Origin of the sequence: Providencia sp. PROV272 (assembly GCF_049901975.1) — a bacterium.
Taxonomy (GTDB): Bacteria; Pseudomonadota; Gammaproteobacteria; order Enterobacterales; family Enterobacteriaceae; genus Providencia; species Providencia stuartii.
Genome location: NZ_CP096291.1, coordinates 2,385,119 through 2,405,174, shown reverse-complemented (window position 1 = coordinate 2,405,174; position 20,056 = coordinate 2,385,119). Strand labels below are relative to the sequence as shown.

Genomic DNA, 20,056 nt, shown 5'->3' with positions numbered 1-20,056 from the left:
AACGAATGAAGCCTTCTATTGTCGCAAAACTGGAAGCATTACAGGAACGCTATGAAGAAATTCAAGCACACCTCGCCGATGCAGGTGTGATTGCTGATCAGGGACGCTTTCGTGCCTTATCAAAAGAGTATGCTCAACTGACAGATGTCGCCAAATGCTTTACGGCATGGCGGACTGTTCAGGAAGATATCGAAACAGCAGAGATGATGTTAGATGATCCTGAAATGAAAGAGATGGCTCAAGAAGAGCTAAAAGAAGCGAAAGCGCGCAATGAAGAGCTTGAACAGCAATTACAACTGTTGTTGCTGCCAAAAGATCCTGATGATGAATACAACTGTTTCCTTGAAATTCGTGCAGGGGCTGGTGGAGACGAAGCGGCTATTTTTGCGGGTGATCTATTCCGTATGTATAGCCGTTATGCCGAGGCTAACCGTTGGCGTGTTGAGTTAATGAGCACTAGTGATGGTGAGCATGGTGGCTTCAAAGAAGTGATTGCAAAAATTTCCGGTGAAAGCGTTTATGGTCGCTTGAAATTCGAATCTGGTGGTCATCGTGTACAACGTGTGCCAGAAACGGAATCACAAGGACGTATTCATACATCGGCTTGTACCGTCGCTATCCTTCCTGAATTACCGGAAGCGGAATTACCTGAAATCAACCCAGCAGATTTACGTATTGATACATTCCGCTCTTCGGGAGCGGGTGGACAGCACGTTAACACAACTGACTCCGCAATCCGTATTACCCATATTCCAACGGGTATTGTGGTTGAATGTCAGGATGAACGTTCACAGCATAAGAACAAAGCAAAAGCGATGTCTGTATTAGGTGCTCGTATCCGTCAAGCAGAAATGGATAAGCGTCAAGCCGCTGAAGCCTCGGAACGACGTAACTTATTAGGTTCTGGTGACCGTTCTGACCGTATTCGTACCTATAACTTCCCTCAAGGTAGGGTGACCGATCACCGTATCAATTTGACGTTGTATCGTTTAGATGAAGTGATGGAAGGGAAGCTGGATGCGTTAATTCAGCCGATTATCAACGAATATCAAGCAGATCAACTGTCTGCATTGTCTGAGCAAGATTAATGCAATACGGCGAGTGGGTTGACCAAGCAGTCGCAAGGCTGCCGATGAGTGATAGTGCTAAACGAGATGCGGAAATCCTGCTTCAACACATTACAGGGCGGAGTCGTACCTTTATTTTTGCATTTGCAGAAACAGAGTTAACACAGCCTGAGTATGAAGCACTTGAATCACTATTATGTCGTCGTGAGCAAGGTGAACCCATCGCCTATATTATTGGTGAGCGTGAATTTTGGTCATTGCCTTTATTTGTCTCGCCAGCCACTTTGATTCCCCGTCCTGATACTGAATGTCTAGTTGAACAGGCCCTAGCACGGCTTCCGGCTCAGCGCTGCCAAATACTTGATCTTGGCACAGGGACAGGCGCTATTGCTTTGGCGATCGCCTCTGAACGTCCAGACAGCGTGATTATCGGTGTTGATTTTAATCTGGATGCTGTTTCTTTAGCACAGCGTAATCAGCAACGTCTGGCGCTTAACAATGTACAGTTTCTACAAAGTGATTGGTTTATCTCACTGTCTTGCCAACATTTTGATATGATTGTGAGTAATCCACCTTATATTGATGGAAATGATGACCATTTGCAGCAAGGCGATGTTAGATTCGAACCTTTAACCGCTTTAGTGGCAGATAATCACGGACTGTCAGATTTAGACCATATTGTGTCTACATCGAGATCATACCTTAACCCACAAGGTTGGTTACTTGTTGAGCATGGATGGCAACAAGGTGCCGCAGTTCGTGAGTTATTCAAACAGTATGGATATAGCAATATTGAAACCTGTCTAGATTATGGTGGCCGAGATAGAATTTCGCTTGGGCAGTGGAATAAATCAGTGGAAATGTGATGAAAACCATAGCAAATATTGAATTTAACAAAATACCTTTGAGTGAAGGTATTATGATAGTTTCCCAAAGTATTCGTATCGATTTTCCTCTTATGCAAGTACAGGCTCGATTGGATAGCTTGGTTGAAGCAGCCAAAGCGGTTATTGATTTACAAGCGGATAATGAAAGTAAAATTAATCAACTAATAACGCTTTTTTATCATCAATGGCAATTTGGTGGTGCTGACGGCATCTATGCATTATCCGACATGCTTTGGCTAGATAAAGTCTTAGCAACGAAGCGTGGAACACCGGTCTCTTTAGGTTCCATTTTCCTTTATATTGCTGAGAAATTAGAGATTGATATCGAACCTGCCGTGTTTCCAACTCAGCTGTTATTACTGGCTCAGAAAGAGGATGGTTCACAATGGTTTATTAACCCAGTCAATGGGGAAACCTTGACATGGCATACGCTCAATTTGTGGCTTAAAGGAACCGTGGATCCCTACTCTGAGTTGGGTGAGGATCAACTTGATGTTGCGGAAAACAGTGTGATCATTCGTAAGTTATTTGACACGCTGAAAGCCTCTTTAATGGAAGAGAAAAAAATGGAGTTAGCGTTAAAGGTCTGTGAGACGCTATTAACGTTAGATCCTGAAGACCCTTATGAAATTCGCGACCGTGGATTAATTCTTGCACATTTAGATTGTAACCATGTGGCGTTGAATGATTTAAACTATTTTATTGAACACTGCCCAGAAGATCCTATTTCTGAAATGATTAAAATTCAGATATATTCATTAGATAATCATCCAGTAGTGTTACATTAATTTATGCACAGACAGCAAACTGTCTCGATATGAAAGGTAAGAGCATGCAACAGAAAATGGTCAGCATTGGTGATATCAAAGTCGCAAACAATCTCCCTTTTGTTCTTTTTGGTGGAATGAATGTCCTTGAATCCCGTGATATGGCAATGCAGGTGTGTGAGCACTATGTCACAGTGACGCAAAAGCTAGGCATTCCTTACGTATTTAAAGCGTCTTTTGATAAAGCTAACCGTTCATCAATTCATTCATATCGTGGCCCAGGCCTTGATGAAGGGATGAAAATCTTTCAAGAGTTGAAAGAAACCTTTGGCGTGAAAATCATTACTGATGTGCATGAGCCATCTCAAGCTCAACCTGTTGCTGAAGTGGTGGATGTTATCCAATTACCTGCATTTTTAGCTCGTCAGACTGATCTGGTTGCAGCAATGGCGAAAACTGATGCCGTGATCAATATTAAAAAACCACAGTTTATTAGCCCGGGCCAAATTGGCAATATCGTAGAAAAGTTCATTGAAGGTGGTAATGATAAAGTCATCTTATGTGATCGTGGCGCTAATTTTGGTTATGATAACCTAGTTGTTGATATGCTTGGTTTTAATGTCATGATGCAAGCTTCAAATGGTTGTCCAGTTATTTTTGATGTTACCCATTCGCTGCAATGTCGTGACCCATTTGGCGCTGCTTCTGGTGGTCGTCGTGCTCAAGTGGCTGAATTGGCCAGAGCAGGCATGGCAGTTGGGTTAGCAGGGCTATTCCTTGAAGCGCATCCAGATCCTGACAGTGCTCGTTGTGATGGCCCGTCAGCACTACCACTTGCTAAATTAGAGCCTTTCTTACAGCAAATCAAAGCGATTGATGAGTTAGTAAAAAGCTTCCCTGAGTTAGATACGAGTCGTTAATCTCGGTTTGCAATGCAACTGAACCAAGTTGTCTCCATGTTCGGCGCTGATCTTCAGCGCCGTTATGGCGAGAAAATTCACAAAATAACATTACATGGTGGTTTTAGCTGTCCGAACCGCGATGGTACTCTTGGGCGAGGTGGTTGCACCTTTTGTAATGTCTCCTCTTTCTCTGATGAAACGCAATCGACTCAATCGATTAGTGAGCAAATTCGTCATCAAAAAGCCAAAATCACGCGAGCCAGCCGCTATCTAGCCTATTTCCAAGCCTATACTAGCACTTATGCTGAAGTGTGTTTACTACAGCAGTTGTATGAGGAAGCTCTTAAGCAGGCGAATATTATTGGATTATGTGTTGGCACGCGTCCGGATTGTGTGCCACAAGACGTGCTCTCTTTATTAAGTGGCTATCGAGAGCATGGGTATGAAATATGGTTGGAATTGGGCTTACAAAGCGCACATGATAAAACACTTCATCGCATTAACCGAGGGCATGGTTTTGCCGAATATCAAAAAACCGTAACGAAAGCAAGGCAACTCGGACTTAAGGTTTGCACGCATCTTATTTGTGGCTTACCGGGTGAAAGCACTTTAATGAATATGCAGACATTAGAAAAAGTGCTGGAGTGTGGTACGGATGGGATCAAATTACACCCTTTGCATATTGTTGAGGGGAGTATTATGGCGAAAAGTTGGCGAGCAGGGCGATTAGCGCCGATGACCTTAACTGACTATACCCAAGTGGCTGGAGAACTGATCCGCTATACACCTACCGATGTGGTTTATCACCGTATTTGTGCCAGTGCGCGCCGACCAACATTATTAGCCCCAGAGTGGTGTGAAAACCGCTGGTTAGGCATGAATAGTCTATACCAATATCTACTCACACATGGTGGACAAGGCTCCGCACTTTAATGGTTATTAATAAGCCGAGTATGGTTTCTTATATTGTTAATACTAACCATTGAAAATAGAGATCTGTTGGTGGTAGAGGAGAGATGGTTAGGCATGTGACAGGGTAGCAGTCACAAACAACGTAACTCAGCATACCCCGTCAGAGATTATTTAGCGTTTGTTCCTAGATTAGCATTATAAATTAGCCACTCCCGCGCTTTTTGGTTGTGGCTCATTTATGGTTATTTGGAATCAAGTTCCTCGAGAGCTTTATCAATCGAATTATGGAAACTTAACACTCCCTCAATAGGCGTTACACCAGCGCGCGCCAAGGTTTTAAGCGGCTGGAATGGAATGTCACAAATAACGATATGCGTGTCTTTTTTGACTATGTCGATAAATTTCTGGAATGCTTCTAACCCGCCAGCATCAAGTACAGGCACCGCATCCCACTGCATGATGATGGTTTTATAACCTTCACTTTTGACCCTTAATTCATCAAAGATACGCTCTGCTGCGGCAAAAAACAGTGGGCCGTTGATACGAACCACTAAACGGCTTTTGGCTTCATCGGTTTCTGCTAATTCACTGATCCGAGTCATATTAGCAATACGGCGCATAAACAGCAGTGAGGCGAGAACAATCCCTACAGTGATGGCAATGACCATATCGAAAAGCACAGTAAGAGACATACACAAAAGCAAAACAATGATGTCATCTTTAGGCGCGCGGCGGATCAGGTCTATCACTTTACGTGCGGCGCTCATATTCCATGCAACCATCAACAGCAATGATGACATCGCCGCTAAGGGCAGATAGGAAAGCATTGGGGCGAGGACCAATAACGTCAGCAAGACTAACAATGAGTGGATCACTGAGGAAATCGGCGAGGTTGCACCTGCACGAACGTTAGCTGCCGAACGTGCAATGGCGGCGGTAGCTGTAATACCACCAAAGAATGGCGCTGCGATATTACCAAAGCCTTGCCCGATAAGTTCACTGTTAGAGTGGTGTTTCTTGCCTGTCATATTATCAAGAACAACCGCACATAGCAGCGACTCGATCGCGCCAAGGACAGCCATTGAGAAAGCCGCGGGCATCAATGCGGTGATCATCGACCAGCTAATAGGGGGGCTGCCGGGAAGCTGCCATGGTAAAATAAACTGAGGCAAGATAGGGGGGATACCGTTACCTTCTGAGCCATCGGGCAATAAATAGCTAAATTGTGAGCCGATGGTAGCAACATTTTTATCAAACAGAGAGAGCACCCACATGACCAGTGTACCTGCAACGAGAGCAGGTAAGTGACCCGGTAACTTTAGTCCTAGCTTAGGCCATAAAATTAAAACGAAGAGTGTCACTAAACCAATCAAAGTATCGCTGAATTGGAGTGTCGGCAAAGCGTTGACTAAGGCGATAACTTTATCGACATAGTTTTCAGGAACATATGCCATTTGTAAGCCAAAAAAATCTTTAATTTGCATGGTCGCAATGGTAATTGCGATACCAGAAGTAAAGCCTAGCGTGACAGAGACAGGAATGTATTCAATAAACTTACCAAAACGAGCGAACCCCATTGCAAGCAAAATAATACCAGACATTAAGGTTGCAACGAGTAGCCCACTTAACCCGAATTGCTGTGAGACGGGATAGAGAATGACGACGAAAGCGGCCGTTGGCCCTGAAACACTGTAACGTGAGCCGCCAGTGATTGCGATAACAATACCCGCGATAGCAGCAGTATAAAGGCCATATTGTGGTGGAACTCCACTTGCTATTGCCAGTGCCATTGCTAATGGAATGGCGATAATCCCAACGGTAACCCCGGCAATTAAATCTTTAATAAAGCGAGCAAATGTATATTTCTCTTTCCAACACGAATCTATTAATGCGCTAAATAGGCGCAAGCTATTAATTTTTTTTGTACTCATTGTACCCCACCAAAATAACAGGGTTAAATAACGGAAAACAGAACCAAAGGATACGCGGAACTTACACAAAAAAATCTGCTATGTGTCAATGAACTCGCAATTATCATAACGTTTACGGGTACAAAAGTAAAAAAACCTGCGAATATTCTGTATGAATATATCTAAAAATGAATTGTTGAAGTTTTTGTTATAGCGCAAGTTATATTTAAGATAGTGTGTATAATAAATTAAATTTCATTATTAATTTCCCGTTAATAATGAAATTAAAACCCACAACCAGAGTAAAATAGTCAATAATAGTGTGTAATTGAATAATCTCTTTGTGCCAGCCCAGCGCTGCTCCATAGTAGCAACGGGTTGTTTTTTAGGGAAAAGGTAATGTAGAGCAAGGTCAAAATGATAGGGCTCTTGTCGCTGGTATAATATTTTAAAAAGATGGCTGTCAAACCATAACCGGAAAATAAAATAGTGGCTCACAATAAAAAGGAGTGTGCTAATAAAGAAGGTGAGATTATCAATTAATGAGTAAATAAATAAGATAAATTGACAAATAAAAGCGAGTAGTGATGCACAACAAAAATAACGCCAACTTGTTGTAAAAATAACCATGACATCGCCACATTGTTTATCAGATAAATGATTCATGATGATGCTCGCTTTAAATAATAGTGTTGATACCAATAATGTAATTGTTCAAGAGTTGCTGAGTTTAGGATCACTTTTGGTCTGGCTTGAGTGATTAGCGCAATCGCATCATCAATCGTTTTAGATTGTTGACTATGAACTAACCATGCAGCGGCGACGGTCGCACTGCGCGAATAGCCTAATTTGCAGTGAACATAAATTGTGCCGCTTTCTGCAAGCTCATCCATTGTGTGCACGGCGCTTTCAATATCCTTTGCACTTAGTGGTAACAAATCGATTTGAGGTTGGCTACGATAATTTAAATCGTGGCTATAGGAATTGCGAGGCCACTCGCAAGTCATATCGAAAACGGCTTGAGCTTGCAAAGGATAAAGCGGGCGTCCACCCAAAATAAGTTTATCGTTAATTTTGCTAGGTTGTCGACACGCCTTGGCATAGTAATGATAAGTTCCTACGGCAATTAATCGATACGGGAGTAGCAAGAGGAGCGCCGAAGGTGACATGCTACCCATCGGAGTTTTTTGGAATACAGAAGCGCCTAGACCTAAGTAGCCAATCGCGACGATAAATAACGCAATAGCAGGCCATAGGAGTAGCCATGCGATACCTTGAAGCGTTATTGCGAGTAACAAACAGGCAAACGCCCCTAAGCCATAATTCGTGCTCATTTTAAAGCTACGACGGCTGCCGGTGTAGTGCCAGTGCCATTGGCTTTCAATAGGCAATAGATAACTAATAAGGACACCAACGGCAAAGCCACTGATAACATCAATAAAATGGTGTTGCCACGTCGTGAGGACAGAAATGAGGATCAGTAGCGACCAGCTATGTAGCAACCAATGCCATTTAGTCGGCATATGAGCTCGGAAACGTAACCACAATAGCCACAGTAAAATAATATGTAATGAGGGGGCTTGGTTATAAGGGAGGTCAAATAATTCAAGGCTATCGAACATCCAACCGGTGATACCGCTTGTGTCAGGCCGAGGGAAGCTAAATTTTAAGGGGAATAATAAAAAGCCAACACAGGCGGCTAATGAGGCAGCGATTAAGCGTAGCCCTTGGATTGTTTGCTCTCTTAAAGAGGTGCAAATAAAAAGGGATAGGCCATAAAACAGGTCAATACTCCAATAAGGGATAATCGTCCAAGGTAAAAAAGGAATATGTGTTTCCCATGAATAAACATAAGAGGGAACATTGGCTAGCGTAGACGTATAAGTGTTAACTTGCCCATAGGTAAGAAAGAAAAAAGGGGCTAAAAAGACTAACCAAAAGAAACCGTATAACCAAATTTTTCGCCGCGGCGAGGAAGGCAAGGGCTTATGTGTGGTTGTCATTCATCTATCCGTTTAGCTAGTTTAATTGATATTGAGATGGGAATTAAAAAGAGTATCGCGTTCACTCAGTGAGTTGTTGCAAGCTATTAGTATATCAGCTTTATTGAATATTAAAGGGGATAAGGTAGTGATGGTTGTCACCACCTTATCAAGCAAAATATCAGGTTCGTTTATGCTCAAATACGCTTAACGGCGTCGAGCAATAGAAACACTGAATATGCCCCAGTTATCAATTAACTGATTAAGTTTTTCGAATCCAGCTTCGTCGACAAGTGCGTCCATTTCACCTTGGCTCCGGCAACGCATCACCCATGCTTGTCCACCTTGGTGACTTGGTAAGACGCGAGCGATCATTTCAACCTGAGGGTGCCAAGGTTGGCAGGTGTAGATAAGTAGGCCACCAGAAGGGATCGCCTGAGATAAACCACTCAGTGAAGCTCGAATCAGGTCATTACTTGGGAAAAGTTCGTATAAACCACTTACGATACCAAGTGTAGGGGCTGGCGTTATGGAAGCTAAGTCATTCGTATCAAAGGCATTGCCTTCTTCAAAACGCACTTTATCTTCAAGATAGCGCTCTTTAATATGTGAACGACCTTGCTCAACATTGACAGGGCTATAGTCTCGCAGTAAGACGGACTCCACTTTGCCATAGTCATTAATAGCGTCGAAGACGTAACGACCTTGTCCGGCGGCTATATCGACAATACGCACTGGCTGGTGTTGTTCAGTTAGCTCACGAATAGCTTGTCGAATGATATTTTCGATGTTGGTTTTACGTTGGCGGATCCCTTGCCAGCCGATGCTATTGAGGTATTGCCTATCAATGATTCGGCCAAATAACCCTTTACCTTGTGCTTTATCACGGTAAATGTAGTCAAGGGTCGACCCAGAGTCAAAACCTTTGTCATAACCAATGCGAACACCTTCTGAAGCCTTGCCTAGTGTACTCATAGAACGGCTAAGTAGCTTATAACCAAGGTTTTTAGGGCACCATGCAGGCAGAGGTTGCGTTAGCTCGCGATAAGCGTCTGCACTCACGCTCCAAGTATCTTCATATTGGTAATCATGTTGATAGCGAGGAACTGAGAATAGTTTGCCAATGAATTCACGGATTTTGGCAATAGGGATATGGCGCTCTTTTTCACCCAGTGTATCGTGATAGAAGCCAGGTAAAATATGTTTCTCTTTAATGGGAGTATTAAGGCGCTCATAAAATTGATGCTGTGGTTTATGGTGTACCACATGATCACTACCAGAAATAAACAGTTGTGTTGGGAGGGTAATCGCACCTGCATCAGCCACTATTCTATCAGCAGTTTTGTACAGTTCGAGCAGGATATTAACTGCAATAGGGCGCGTAATTAATGGGTCACGGTTGAATGAGGCTATGCGGCTTTGGTCGTGAGTTAGGAATTTAGCTTTCACATATGAGTTAACATAAAACAGCCCCCGCATTTTTTGCATCAAAGCAAGTCCTGTGCGCGCAAATGGTACATACAACTTAACTTTAAAAGCTGGGGATGCTAATACCATCCCTCTAATAGGAGGGGCATAGTCATGTACCCAAGCAGAGACTAACACGGCACCAACGCTTTGACCAATGACGATAATATTTGCTAATGGTATTTGGTACTGGGATGACACATAACGTACAAATTCATCCACATCATGAATAGAGGTGCCAAGGGATGGGCTATAACCACGAGGGCCATCATTTCTGCCATGGCCTCGGGCATCCCATGCGAACATGGCGTAGTCAGGCAAGTCTAACTCATCGACAAGATGAGCAACGCGTCCTGAGTGTTCGTGGCCGCGGTGAAATAGAATAATGGCTTTATCTGTTGATTGTTCTGTTGGCCAGTAACGATAAAACAGCGGGGTACGGTCACTGGTGATAAACTGAGATTCAATGACAGGACGTTGAGTTAAATAGTCTGTCTGAGCGTTCATAATGGTTCCTTATGATGATCCGTTTGTGTATTAAGCTCACTTAAGGCCTTACGGATACGGTTGTAGCAGGTGTAAAACAGCAACAATGAAAGGACAATAAAAATAGCAGTAAACCAGTTAGAAGAAGTGATTTGGGGAAAGAGTGCGACTAATAGCCCAAAAGTACCGAAAATAAATGCACGGTCACTCTTACCGATAGGGCCATCATAGCGACGTGAAGCGCCAATAGCTTGTGCGATAACCCCAATAAACTCTGTTAATAATGACAAGAAAAGGATCAGTAAAATCCATCCAAAATCATGAGGGAACAACAAAACAAAAGGGATATACAAGGCCATATCGGAGATAACATCCCCCGTTTCATTTAATATTGCACCGAGATGACTTTTTTGGTGATGTTCACGTGCGAGCATACCGTCAATGGCGTTCAGCGCCATGCGAGTAAATAAAACAAAGGGTAATAAAATAAACAGGTGTGGGTTAGGAAAAATAAATAGCAGTACTCCGATCAAAATAGATAATAGCATTGCAGCCAATGTTACCTGATTTGCTGTCACGCCTGTGTCATAAAGCTTTTGTACGATAGGCCGTAGCAGGTTCTGAAATTTAGGTTTCAGATCATAAATTGTCATTTATTCATCCTTGCAAATTACAACCATAATGGTGCAAATATAGCGTATATGAATACGCGATTATTTTTTAGCTGCAATAAGAGCTATCCTAAGTTAGATTTCTCTCTTGTGATGATAACCTGTGTTCGTGGATATTACCTTTCTATAATATATTGATTGTAAATGAATAATTCATTATCGTAAAATTAAGTGTTTATTTATTGTTCATTTACTTTTATGTTTCGTAATTGTAATAAATTAATTAAGTCGATTTTATAAAGTAATAGAAAATTTTAATCAAAAAGTGAATCAATAACGTCATTCGGCGTAAAAAAAATGCTCAAGTGGCGTATAAAAATCATCCATTGCAGAAATAATAGTATCGCCGAGCTGGATATCATGAGTGTTGAATATCGAAAGTAAAAAAACATCTTAAAATAAGATGTTTTCTGTAATAACACAGCTTCTATTGGGATGAGATTATTTAAACAAGTTGTTCTTCAACGTGATATCTATTGGCAATATTCAACCTCATCCGTTTAAATTGGCTTGGGGTCATTGTCGTCATTTCTTTAAATTTCCGACAAAATGCACTGTGATCAGCATAAGCACATTTTATGGATATTTCAGTAATCGAATAATCTTCTTCGAGTAATTCAATCGCATGTTCAAGACGTTTTTTTTGAATATATTGTTGGGGAGTTATGTGGAATATGGCTTTAAATTGGCGATTTAGTTGGGATAAAGACAAGCCCGATATATCTGCAAGAGTGGTTATTTTTATTGGCATATCAAAGTGTTCGCTAATAAATTGTTCCACCTGACCCAACTGCTTGTTTAATTTTTGACTGACCGACTTTACATCTTGCAAATCTACCGAAATCCCAGCCACACCAATCACTTGGTTATGCGTATTGAAGATAGGAACTTTGGTTGTGACGCACCAACCTAATATGCCTGCTTTATATAAATGCAATTCTAATTTGTTAATGACGCTGATCTTTTTTTGCATCACCAGATAATCCTGAGAGCTATAACTGCGACCTAACTCATGATGAAAAATATCTTCGGCTCGCTTCCCAATGACATCGTTAGTCGTAGCCATTTTACAGCGTTTGGCTAGGTTCTCATTAGCAAGAAGATATTTGGCATTACGATCTTTAACAAAAAAAGTGACATTCGGTAATGTGTTAATTAATGGCATGACCAGCCCGAGGTGATTTAAAAGTATTTCAATATTATCAACGGGAAACAGCATATTTTCCTGACTAATTAATAGCAGCTTATTTAAATTAATCATGCGGCCTCCAACAAGTTCAACAAATATGATTAGTTCTCTGAAATATTTTTATATTGTGCCGAATTGCGCATCAGTGAGCACGAAAGATATCAAGATCCTTTAACAAAAATCAAGCATTCTGTTAACAATTAAAGTGAGCAGAGGATGCAATATGCACAAGCGCTATACACAAATTGAGGTAATTGATTCACATACGGCGGGTGAACCAACTCGATTAGTTATTGATGGTTTTCCTGATCTTGGTAATGGCTCTATGGCATCTCGTTTACAGCGTTTAAGGCACGAGCATGACCTATGGCGTACCACCACCATATTAGAGCCACGAGGCAGTGACATTTTAGTCGGTGCGCTACTTTGCAAACCTCAAAATCCACAAGCCACTGCGGGCGTCATCTTTTTTAATAACGAAGGATATTTAGGCATGTGTGGGCATGGCACGATTGGCCTTATTGCTTCGTTAGCTTACCTAGGAAAAATTACGGTTGGCGAACATACCATTGAAACGCCAGTGGGTGATGTTCAGGCGACATTGCACCCAGACGGCAGTGTCAGTATCCAAAATGTTTACTCTTATCGCTACCGCAAATCGGTCGCGGTGAAGGTTCCTGACGTGGGAATGGTGACGGGGGATATTGCTTGGGGAGGAAATTGGTTCTTTCTGGTTGAGCAATCACCGGTAGAGATCCATCACCGCAATACTAAGGCGTTGACTGAAACGTGCTTAAAAATAAAAGCGGCCTTAGTTGAACAACATATTTATGGCAAAGATGACCAAGAAATTGACCACATTGAACTTTTTGCTGCGTCTTCACAGGCCGATAGCCAAAGTTTTGTGTTATGCCCCGGAGGGGCTTATGACCGTTCACCTTGTGGAACAGGCACGAGTGCCAAACTCGCGTGTTTAGCCGCTGATGGCAAGTTAAACGAAGGGGCAATTTGGCGTCAAGCGAGTGTCATCGGTAGCCAATTTGAAGCCAGTTATCTCTGGGCTGATGGGAATGGCATTATCCCAACCATTCGAGGTACGGCCTATATCAGTGGGCGTAATACCTTGCTTATCGATGAAACCGATCCATTTCGTTGGGGGATCACGGTGTCGTGAGAGGTTGATATGGATAAGAAACGTTCAGTGATTGTTATCGGTGGCGGCATTATTGGCTTAAGTATCGCGCTGACATTACAAGCGGATGGAACAGATGTTTTGCTGGTCGAGAAAGAGCAGGTCGGCGCTGGAGCATCAATGGGGAATGCTGGACATATCGCGACGGAGCAAGTTTTCCCTGTAGCTGACCCATCAATTTTAAAATCGATTCCTGCGATGTTGTTTGATCCTCTAGGGGCACTGCGTCTCGATTGGCGTTATTTATTGCCATTGACGCCTTGGTTACTACGTTTGTTGGGAAATATGCGACATAAACCCTTTCAACGTATTCATCATGCGTTATCCACAATTAATGGTGCATCACTGGCTGCGTGGCAAGCGTTCAGCGATGACTGGCAACTGGCTGATCTTGTAAAAATTCAAGGTTCACTGCTGGTGGCAGAGAGGGAAGCTTCCTATGAAAAACTGCAAAAGCAAGGTGAGTACCTCAACTCCATAGGAGTGAAAAATCAACTATTAACTCAGGCACAACTATTGGCACGAGAGCCTGCTTTGGCTGGTAATCAATTAGGTGGGCTTTATTACCCAGATACGGGGCATGTCGTAGATCTCAATGCACTACATACTCAATTAACAAATCACTTTTTGAGATTGGGGGGGGAGTTACTTTCTCAGTGTGAAGTTACGGGCATTCATACCACTTCAGGTAATACAGTGCGCCTGACAACCTCACAAGGACAATTGGCGGCGCAGCGAGTAGTGATTTCAGGAGGCGCATTTTCTAAATCATTGGTCAAGATGGTTTGCCGCATACGTGTTCCACTTGAAACAGAGCGTGGCTATCACCTTATGTTGCCTAAAGAGGCAAGTAGGTTAAGCGTTCCTGTTTCAAGTATCGATAGGCGCTTTATCATGACGCCCATGAAAGGTGGATTGCGCCTTGCGGGTACGGTTGAATATGCGGGATTGAAACGTCCAGCCAATATGCAACGTGCTCGACACTTTATTCCTCTAGCTGATCCCATGCTTAACACACCGCTAAATAGCGAGCAAGCAACTGAATGGATGGGATTTAGACCGACTCTCTCAGATTCGTTGCCAGTGATTGATAAAAAAGGACCTTATATTTTTGCCTTTGGCCATCAACACTTAGGTCTAACTCAAGCGGCCATCACGGCAAAAATTGTACATAGCTTATTCAAAGAACAGCCGACACCGATCGATTGTTCACCTTATTCCATTGAACGATTTATATAAAAGTTAAGGAGATTTCACATGAATTTTCACGGCATTATTGTTCCAATTGTGACGCCATTTCACAGTGATTTTTCATTAAATGTTAGTGGGCTAGCACAATTAACTGAAACCTTAATTGAACAAGGTGTATCAGGACTTGTTGTGTGTGGCACGACTGGGGAGTATTACGCATTAAACGAGAAAGAGCGTGAAGTGGTGCTGACTACCGTGAGTAAAGTCGCCAAAGGGCGAGTTACCTTGATTGCAGGGATTAATGACCTATCGACAGAAGGGGCGATTAAGCGTGCAGAGCAAGCGGTTTCATTAGGTTATGAAGGCTTGATGTTAGCACCGCCACCATACAGTTTACCGGATCAGCAAGGGGTAATTGCGCATTATGAGCAGGTTGCTTCAGCAACACCATTACCCATCATTATGTATAACTTCCCTGCGCGTATTGGGATCGAAATCGAATACGACACTGTCATACACCTATCTAAGGTGAAAAATATTGTTGCGATTAAAGAAAGTAGTGGTGATTTCAGCCGAGCGCTACGTTTATTACAAACTCAATTCGACAATTTTGAGGTGATTTGTGGTTGTGATGATCAGCCTGTCGATTTCTTTTTTTGGGGCGCGAAAAGTTGGATTGCGGGGGCTGGAAATGTATTCCCAGCAGAGCAAGTGGCAATTTATCAGGCCGCACAGCAAGGGGATTGGTCTACGGCGAAACGGATCATGTCAGAAATTTATCCTGCAATTTATTCGATGGAATCTGGGGATTATAACCAAAAAGCCAAAGCGGGTTGTATCAAGGGTACTGTCGATGTTGGGCCAGTTAGAATGCCACTTTCCAATATTTCACCGCAACAACAACGTGAATTTCTCGCCTTGATAAAATAAGGAAAAACGCCATGAAAATGACCAAAGAAGCAGTATTTGAGCGAGCTCGTTCAGGTTTATTGTGGGCGGGTAACTTGATAGAAAACTACCAAGGGAGCAATGAAAAATTAGAAACCAGAACGCCTATTGATGACAGCATTATTGGATTTATTGCCGATGGTGATGCTCAAGATGTCGATGCCGCAGTTTCAGTGGCAAGAAAAACCTTTAGTGATGGCTGTTGGCAAGGTTTGTCGCCGCAAGAGCGCAAACAAGTCATGCTGCGTTGGGCACAGTTGATTGAGTTACATCAGGAAGAGCTTGCTGCATTAGATTGTGTTGATGCGGGTAAGCCAATCACAGAATGCTTAAATACAGATATGCCAGCGACCATTGAAACTTTTTATTGGTATGCCGAAGCACTGGACAAAATGTTTGGAAAAGTTGCGCCGACAGGTCATCAGGCGTTGGGGTTGATTGTTCATGAACCCATTGGTGTTGTGGGGGCTGTTTTACCGTGGAATTTCCCCGCACAAATGTTTGCATGGAAAGTTGCTCCAGCGTTAGCTGCGGGGAACTCAGTGATTGTAAAGCCCGCGGAGCTGACCTCATTGAGTGCTTACCGAATGGTTGAATTGGCTTATGAAGCTGGGGTGCCAAAAGGTGCTCTGAGCTTAATTTGCGGATTAGGGGAAAAAGTGGGTGAGGCGATAGGTCGACATAGGGATATCGATATTGTCTCTTTTACCGGTTCGACTGAGGTGGGGCGGTTATTCCTTAAATACTCTGCTGAAAGTAACTTAAAAGAGATCGTGTTGGAGTGTGGTGGGAAAAGCCCGCAAGTGGTCTTTGAAGATGCCGATCTTGATGCTGCTGTGCCTCATATTCTATCAGCCGCTTTCTGGAATATGAGTGAAAATTGCAGTTGCGGCTCTCGCCTAATTGTTCATGAAAGTATCCGTCAAAAGCTATTAGATAAACTCGTTGCAGCATTAGCTGAGTGGAAAGTTGGTGATCCCATGGATGAAACTGTCTCCATTGGGCCAATGGTTGAAAAAGCTCACTTTGAGAAAGTGAAGTCATTTATTGATCTTTCTGTGAAACAGGGCGCAAATATTGTTGCAGGTGGAAAAATCCACAGTGAAATGGGCAGTGGTTGGTACATTGAGCCGACAATATTCGATAACGTCACTCCAGAGATGTCATTATTCCAAAATGAGGTTTTTGGACCCTTACTTGCCGTGTCAACGTTTGCAACAGAAGAAGAAGCGATTGCCCTCGCTAATAATACTCACTATGGGTTAGCGGCCTCATTCTATAGTCAAAATATCCATCGAGTGATGAAAGTTGCTCGGCAAATTAATGCAGGCACAGTGTCGGTGAATGGATTTAGTGAAGGTAATATCACGACGCCTTTTGGTGGCTTTAAGCAGTCAGGCTTTGGCGGCAAAGATAACGGATTAGAAGCTTTCGAACAATATACTCAAACAAAAGTCATTTGGATGATTAATCATTAATTTATTCACAACCTGAACAGCGTTAAGTTCAGGTTTTTTTATCCCTACAAATACATAATGACAATAACGAAGGAGTACTCATATGGAAGCCATCGTTAACACACTCGTTGGATACATTTGGGGCAACGCATTAGTGATTTTATCGCTCGGTGTCGGGCTCTATTTTACATTAGCTACACGCGGTGTTCAGTTTCGCTATTTGATTAAAATGGTCTGTTTGCTCAAAGAAAATAAATCATCAAAAGAGGGCATATCTTCATTCCAAGCTTTTTGTCTTGCGCTATCAGGGCGGGTAGGTGTAGGTAATATTGCTGGTGTGGCTACTGCCATTGCGGCGGGCGGGCCAGGGGCGATATTTTGGATGGTAGTGATGGGGCTTTTAGGTGGTGCTAGTGCATTTATTGAATCGACACTCGCTCAGATCTATAAGCAACGCTCCGATGGGCAATACCGAGGTGGCTCGCCTTACTATATCGAAAAAGGGTTAAAACTAAAGCCATTTGCGATTATTGTCGCTGCTGTGATCTGTCTATCTTACGGTGTGTTAGTGCCGGGGATCCAAGCGAATACCATTGCTGACTCTTTCCAAACGTCTTTCAACATTCCGCCTATCGTTACAGGTGTGATTATTACCTTATTGATGGCGTGGTTGATTTTCGGCGGTGTTAAGCGTATTGCCAGTGCTGCCGATAAAATCGTTCCTCTGATGGCGGTCGCTTATATTGTCATGATGGTGATAATTTTAGGTAGCCATTATGACAAAGTACCTGCCATGTTTAGCCTAATCTTTCGGAGCGCTTTAGGGATGGATGCCGTTTTTGGTGGCATCGTCGGTACCGCGGTTTCGTGGGGTGTTCGACGCGCTGTATTTTCTAATGTCGCGGGTGCGGGGGAGGCCACGTTTAGTTCGGCGGCGGCTGAAGTGAGTCATCCGGCGAAGCAGGGGTTGATTCAAGCGTTCTCAATCTATATTGATACTCTTGTGGTGTGCACGGCTTCAGGGCTCATGATCCTAGTTACCAATATGTACAATGTTTTCCCCGATGGAGGAGCAACGGCGCTGATTGAACATGTCCCGGGAGTGGCTGCAGGAACTGCGTGGACACAAATGGCCGTCTCAACAGTATTTGAATCAACGGGCTCTGGTTTTGTCTCAATTGCCGTGTTTTTATTCGCATTTACCACCTTGATGGCATATTACTATATCGCAGAGACAACCATTGTTTATCTAGACCGCCAACTCAAATACCCCATTCTCAAGTTGGTCCTAAAAATGGTCTTTTTGCTTATTCTGTTTATGGGGAGTGTGCAGTCCGTTAGCATGATGTGGAGCCTTGGTGATATTGGGTTTGGTAGTATGAGTTATCTTAACTTAATCGCGATAGTCTTTTTATCTAAACCAGCACTTCGCGCACTACGTGACTATGAACGCCAAGAAAAATTGGGAATCGATCCGGTTTTCGACCCGAAAGTCGCGGGCGTTGAAAATGCACAATTATGGGAAGAGATCAGTCGTGAATATCAATCGCAAACACAATCACCACAACATAAACAGATTGGAAAATTAACCGAAGAGCAGGAATAACATAAGAGGGCATTGATTTGATTAAAAATGGCGGTGAGGGAGGGATTCGAACCCTCGATACGTTGCCGTATACACACTTTCCAGGCGTGCTCCTTCAGCCTCTCGGACACCTCACCGTATTTTTAAATGTAGGTTGCTAACAAACGATATAACTTGTGTTGCAACGGGGCGCTACTATAGGGAAAAGCCGGGCTTGCGTCAACTCCCTATTTGCGCTTTTTACAGTTTTACTGCTTGTTTAGTTAAATATAAAACAATTTGGTTATTATCTAATCTTGAATGGTGAATCTGTGATCGACTTAAACTTCAAGTATTAATTATAAAATTCGTTAGCGGCTTAACAAAATGCTCATCATAACATTCATCAACCGTTGTATTCGCTTGAAAATGAGACATTTTCGGCACACTCTGTTGTAAACATAAGAGGAGTTGTCATGAATATTCTATTTTATCATCCATTTTTTGATGCTAATGAGTGGATCGACGGCATGAAAGCTAGACTTCCACAAGCCAATATTCGTCAATGGGTTAGGGGCGATAAACAAAGTGCCGATTATGCTATGGTTTGGCTCCCTCCTTATGAATGTCTAGCAGGGCGAAAAGATCTGAAAGGTATATTTGCGTTGGGGGCGGGTGTTGACGCCATTTTGAAGCAAGAGCATGAGAACCCAGGAACATTACCTGCTGGCGTGCCTTTAATGCGCTTAGAAGACACGGGCATGGCATTACAAATGGAAGAGTATGCGATGGCGAAAGTCCTCTATTACTTTCGTCGAATGGATGAATACCGCCAATTTCAATCGCAACGTCAATGGAAACCGTTGCCAGCCTATCGCCATGATGAGTTTGTCGTCGGGGTAATGGGGGCTGGCGCATTGGGGCAAGCGGTGGCTAAAAGGCTCGTGGAATTTGGTTTTCATGTGAGAACGTGGAGCCGAAGCGCAAAACAGCTCAACAACGTAAAGAGCTATTATGGACAAGAACAGTTAGGGGCGTTTCTGCAAGGTACACGGGTGATTATTAATTTATTGCCAAGTACCCCCCAAACAGTCGGAATTTTGAATCAAAGCTTATTTAGTCAGTTACAAAAAAATGCCTTTATTATTAACCTTGCTCGTGGCTCGCATCTTATTGAACAAGACTTATTGGCAGCATTAGAGTCGGGGCAAGTTGCAGGTGCCTCTTTGGACGTATTTGCCAGTGAACCTTTACCACAAATGCATCCTTTTTGGACACACCCGCGCCTTGCGATTACACCCCATATTGCCGCGATTACACTACCGCAAGAAGCGATGGACATGATCAGCAGCAATATTCAACGCATTGAAAATGGGCAAACACCTGTCGGGATTGTTGATATGCAACGCGGTTATTAAGATATACTTATTTTATTTCAGGTTGCAGCTTGGTTGATGGCACTGC

Annotated in this window: 16 protein-coding genes and 1 tRNA gene; 11 read left to right on the top strand and 6 right to left on the bottom strand. The window is 43.0% G+C overall.

Annotation, left to right across the window (positions count from 1 at the left end; genetic code table 11):
• The first annotated feature begins 5 nt into the window (after nucleotides 1-5).
• From prfA to M1E93_RS10930, 5 genes are read left to right on the top strand one after another with little or no spacing between them, the layout of a single operon-like run.
• A complete protein-coding gene (gene prfA, locus M1E93_RS10950) occupies nucleotides 6-1,088 on the top strand; it encodes a peptide chain release factor 1 (protein ID WP_004919392.1) in 1,083 nt (360 codons plus the stop codon).
• Nucleotides 1,088-1,933, top strand: a complete 846-nt coding sequence (prmC, locus tag M1E93_RS10945; RefSeq protein ID WP_426206902.1) for a peptide chain release factor N(5)-glutamine methyltransferase — start codon at nucleotides 1,088-1,090, stop codon at nucleotides 1,931-1,933. The genes prfA and prmC overlap by 1 nt, the downstream gene beginning before the upstream one ends.
• The gene (gene sirB1 / locus M1E93_RS10940; protein ID WP_004919394.1) at nucleotides 1,933-2,742 is read left to right on the top strand and encodes an invasion regulator SirB1; all 810 of its coding nucleotides are present in this window, start codon (nucleotides 1,933-1,935) and stop codon (nucleotides 2,740-2,742) included. The genes prmC and sirB1 overlap by 1 nt, the downstream gene beginning before the upstream one ends.
• Nucleotides 2,743-2,786: 44 nt before the next feature.
• Nucleotides 2,787-3,641 carry a 3-deoxy-8-phosphooctulonate synthase gene (kdsA, locus tag M1E93_RS10935; RefSeq protein WP_014658273.1) on the top strand — a complete coding sequence of 285 codons (855 nt, stop codon included), beginning with the start codon at nucleotides 2,787-2,789 and terminating at the stop codon, nucleotides 3,639-3,641.
• 12 nt (nucleotides 3,642-3,653) lie between these two features.
• Complete coding sequence (locus tag M1E93_RS10930) at nucleotides 3,654-4,556, top strand: TIGR01212 family radical SAM protein (RefSeq protein ID WP_040133088.1); 903 nt, start codon at nucleotides 3,654-3,656, stop codon at nucleotides 4,554-4,556.
• A gap of 221 nt (nucleotides 4,557-4,777) precedes the next feature.
• Here the strand turns inward: M1E93_RS10930 and dauA are convergent, their stop codons facing one another.
• The 5 genes from dauA to M1E93_RS10905 all read right to left on the bottom strand — a co-directional run bounded on the left by dauA (nucleotide 4,778) and on the right by M1E93_RS10905 (nucleotide 12,312).
• Nucleotides 4,778-6,466, bottom strand: coding sequence for a C4-dicarboxylic acid transporter DauA (dauA, locus tag M1E93_RS10925; RefSeq protein WP_004919397.1), 1,689 nt, complete (start codon nucleotides 6,464-6,466; stop codon nucleotides 4,778-4,780).
• A 641-nt stretch (nucleotides 6,467-7,107) separates the two neighbouring features.
• Entirely contained in the window at nucleotides 7,108-8,448 is a 1,341-nt protein-coding gene (locus M1E93_RS10920; RefSeq protein WP_036940096.1) for a phosphatase PAP2/dual specificity phosphatase family protein, read from the bottom strand.
• Between the two features lie 186 nt (nucleotides 8,449-8,634).
• Nucleotides 8,635-10,401: a bifunctional alpha/beta hydrolase/class I SAM-dependent methyltransferase gene (locus M1E93_RS10915; RefSeq protein WP_053110883.1), complete on the bottom strand. Its 1,767-nt coding sequence runs from the start codon at nucleotides 10,399-10,401 to the stop codon at nucleotides 8,635-8,637.
• Nucleotides 10,398-11,033 (bottom strand): CDP-alcohol phosphatidyltransferase family protein, encoded by a 636-nt coding sequence (locus M1E93_RS10910; RefSeq protein ID WP_104873456.1) that lies wholly within the window; start codon nucleotides 11,031-11,033, stop codon nucleotides 10,398-10,400. The genes M1E93_RS10915 and M1E93_RS10910 overlap by 4 nt, the downstream gene beginning before the upstream one ends.
• A 463-nt stretch (nucleotides 11,034-11,496) precedes the next feature.
• Nucleotides 11,497-12,312, bottom strand: a complete 816-nt coding sequence (locus tag M1E93_RS10905) for a helix-turn-helix domain-containing protein (RefSeq protein WP_014658279.1) — start codon at nucleotides 12,310-12,312, stop codon at nucleotides 11,497-11,499.
• A 151-nt stretch (nucleotides 12,313-12,463) separates the two neighbouring features.
• On the opposite strand from M1E93_RS10905, the gene M1E93_RS10900 reads away from it, so the two are divergent.
• The 5 genes from M1E93_RS10900 to M1E93_RS10880 all read left to right on the top strand — a co-directional run bounded on the left by M1E93_RS10900 (nucleotide 12,464) and on the right by M1E93_RS10880 (nucleotide 18,634).
• Nucleotides 12,464-13,414: a 4-hydroxyproline epimerase gene (locus tag M1E93_RS10900; RefSeq protein ID WP_088499327.1), complete on the top strand. Its 951-nt coding sequence runs from the start codon at nucleotides 12,464-12,466 to the stop codon at nucleotides 13,412-13,414.
• A 9-nt stretch (nucleotides 13,415-13,423) separates the two neighbouring features.
• On the top strand, nucleotides 13,424-14,671 hold the full coding sequence (locus tag M1E93_RS10895) for an NAD(P)/FAD-dependent oxidoreductase (RefSeq protein ID WP_004919408.1): 1,248 nt from the start codon (nucleotides 13,424-13,426) through the stop codon (nucleotides 14,669-14,671).
• Nucleotides 14,672-14,689: 18 nt separating this feature from the next.
• Nucleotides 14,690-15,553, top strand: coding sequence for a 4-hydroxy-tetrahydrodipicolinate synthase (gene dapA / locus M1E93_RS10890; RefSeq protein ID WP_004919411.1), 864 nt, complete (start codon nucleotides 14,690-14,692; stop codon nucleotides 15,551-15,553).
• Between the two features lie 11 nt (nucleotides 15,554-15,564).
• Nucleotides 15,565-17,049 (top strand): aldehyde dehydrogenase, encoded by a 1,485-nt coding sequence (locus M1E93_RS10885; RefSeq protein WP_053110884.1) that lies wholly within the window; start codon nucleotides 15,565-15,567, stop codon nucleotides 17,047-17,049.
• A gap of 82 nt (nucleotides 17,050-17,131) precedes the next feature.
• Nucleotides 17,132-18,634 carry an alanine/glycine:cation symporter family protein gene (locus tag M1E93_RS10880; protein WP_004919417.1) on the top strand — a complete coding sequence of 501 codons (1,503 nt, stop codon included), beginning with the start codon at nucleotides 17,132-17,134 and terminating at the stop codon, nucleotides 18,632-18,634.
• 28 nt (nucleotides 18,635-18,662) lie between these two features.
• On the opposite strand, the gene M1E93_RS10875 is transcribed toward M1E93_RS10880, so the two are convergent.
• Nucleotides 18,663-18,750, bottom strand: a tRNA-Ser gene (locus tag M1E93_RS10875).
• 318 nt (nucleotides 18,751-19,068) lie between these two features.
• Between M1E93_RS10875 and ghrA the strand changes: the two genes are divergently transcribed.
• The gene (ghrA, locus tag M1E93_RS10870) at nucleotides 19,069-20,010 is read left to right on the top strand and encodes a glyoxylate/hydroxypyruvate reductase GhrA (RefSeq protein ID WP_426206898.1); all 942 of its coding nucleotides are present in this window, start codon (nucleotides 19,069-19,071) and stop codon (nucleotides 20,008-20,010) included.
• Nucleotides 20,011-20,056: the final 46 nt, after the last annotated feature.

Excerpts from the sequence above, each read along its gene's own strand:
- M1E93_RS10915 (WP_053110883.1), bottom strand. The coding sequence starts at position 10,401 with ATGAACGCTCAGACAGACTATTTAACTCAACGTCCTGTCATTGAATCT.
- M1E93_RS10905 (WP_014658279.1), bottom strand. The coding sequence starts at position 12,312 with ATGATTAATTTAAATAAGCTGCTATTAATTAGTCAGGAAAATATGCTG.
- M1E93_RS10900 (WP_088499327.1), top strand. The coding sequence starts at position 12,464 with ATGCACAAGCGCTATACACAAATTGAGGTAATTGATTCACATACGGCG.
- ghrA (WP_426206898.1), top strand. The coding sequence starts at position 19,069 with ATGAATATTCTATTTTATCATCCATTTTTTGATGCTAATGAGTGGATC.
- M1E93_RS10880 (WP_004919417.1), top strand. The coding sequence starts at position 17,132 with ATGGAAGCCATCGTTAACACACTCGTTGGATACATTTGGGGCAACGCA.
- prfA (WP_004919392.1), top strand. The coding sequence starts at position 6 with ATGAAGCCTTCTATTGTCGCAAAACTGGAAGCATTACAGGAACGCTAT.
- M1E93_RS10885 (WP_053110884.1), top strand. The coding sequence starts at position 15,565 with ATGAAAATGACCAAAGAAGCAGTATTTGAGCGAGCTCGTTCAGGTTTA.
- dauA (WP_004919397.1), bottom strand. The coding sequence starts at position 6,466 with ATGAGTACAAAAAAAATTAATAGCTTGCGCCTATTTAGCGCATTAATA.
- sirB1 (WP_004919394.1), top strand. The coding sequence starts at position 1,933 with ATGAAAACCATAGCAAATATTGAATTTAACAAAATACCTTTGAGTGAA.
- M1E93_RS10930 (WP_040133088.1), top strand. The coding sequence starts at position 3,654 with ATGCAACTGAACCAAGTTGTCTCCATGTTCGGCGCTGATCTTCAGCGC.
- M1E93_RS10895 (WP_004919408.1), top strand. The coding sequence starts at position 13,424 with ATGGATAAGAAACGTTCAGTGATTGTTATCGGTGGCGGCATTATTGGC.
- kdsA (WP_014658273.1), top strand. The coding sequence starts at position 2,787 with ATGCAACAGAAAATGGTCAGCATTGGTGATATCAAAGTCGCAAACAAT.
- prmC (WP_426206902.1), top strand. The coding sequence starts at position 1,088 with ATGCAATACGGCGAGTGGGTTGACCAAGCAGTCGCAAGGCTGCCGATG.
- dapA (WP_004919411.1), top strand. The coding sequence starts at position 14,690 with ATGAATTTTCACGGCATTATTGTTCCAATTGTGACGCCATTTCACAGT.
- M1E93_RS10920 (WP_036940096.1), bottom strand. The coding sequence starts at position 8,448 with ATGACAACCACACATAAGCCCTTGCCTTCCTCGCCGCGGCGAAAAATT.
- M1E93_RS10910 (WP_104873456.1), bottom strand. The coding sequence starts at position 11,033 with ATGACAATTTATGATCTGAAACCTAAATTTCAGAACCTGCTACGGCCT.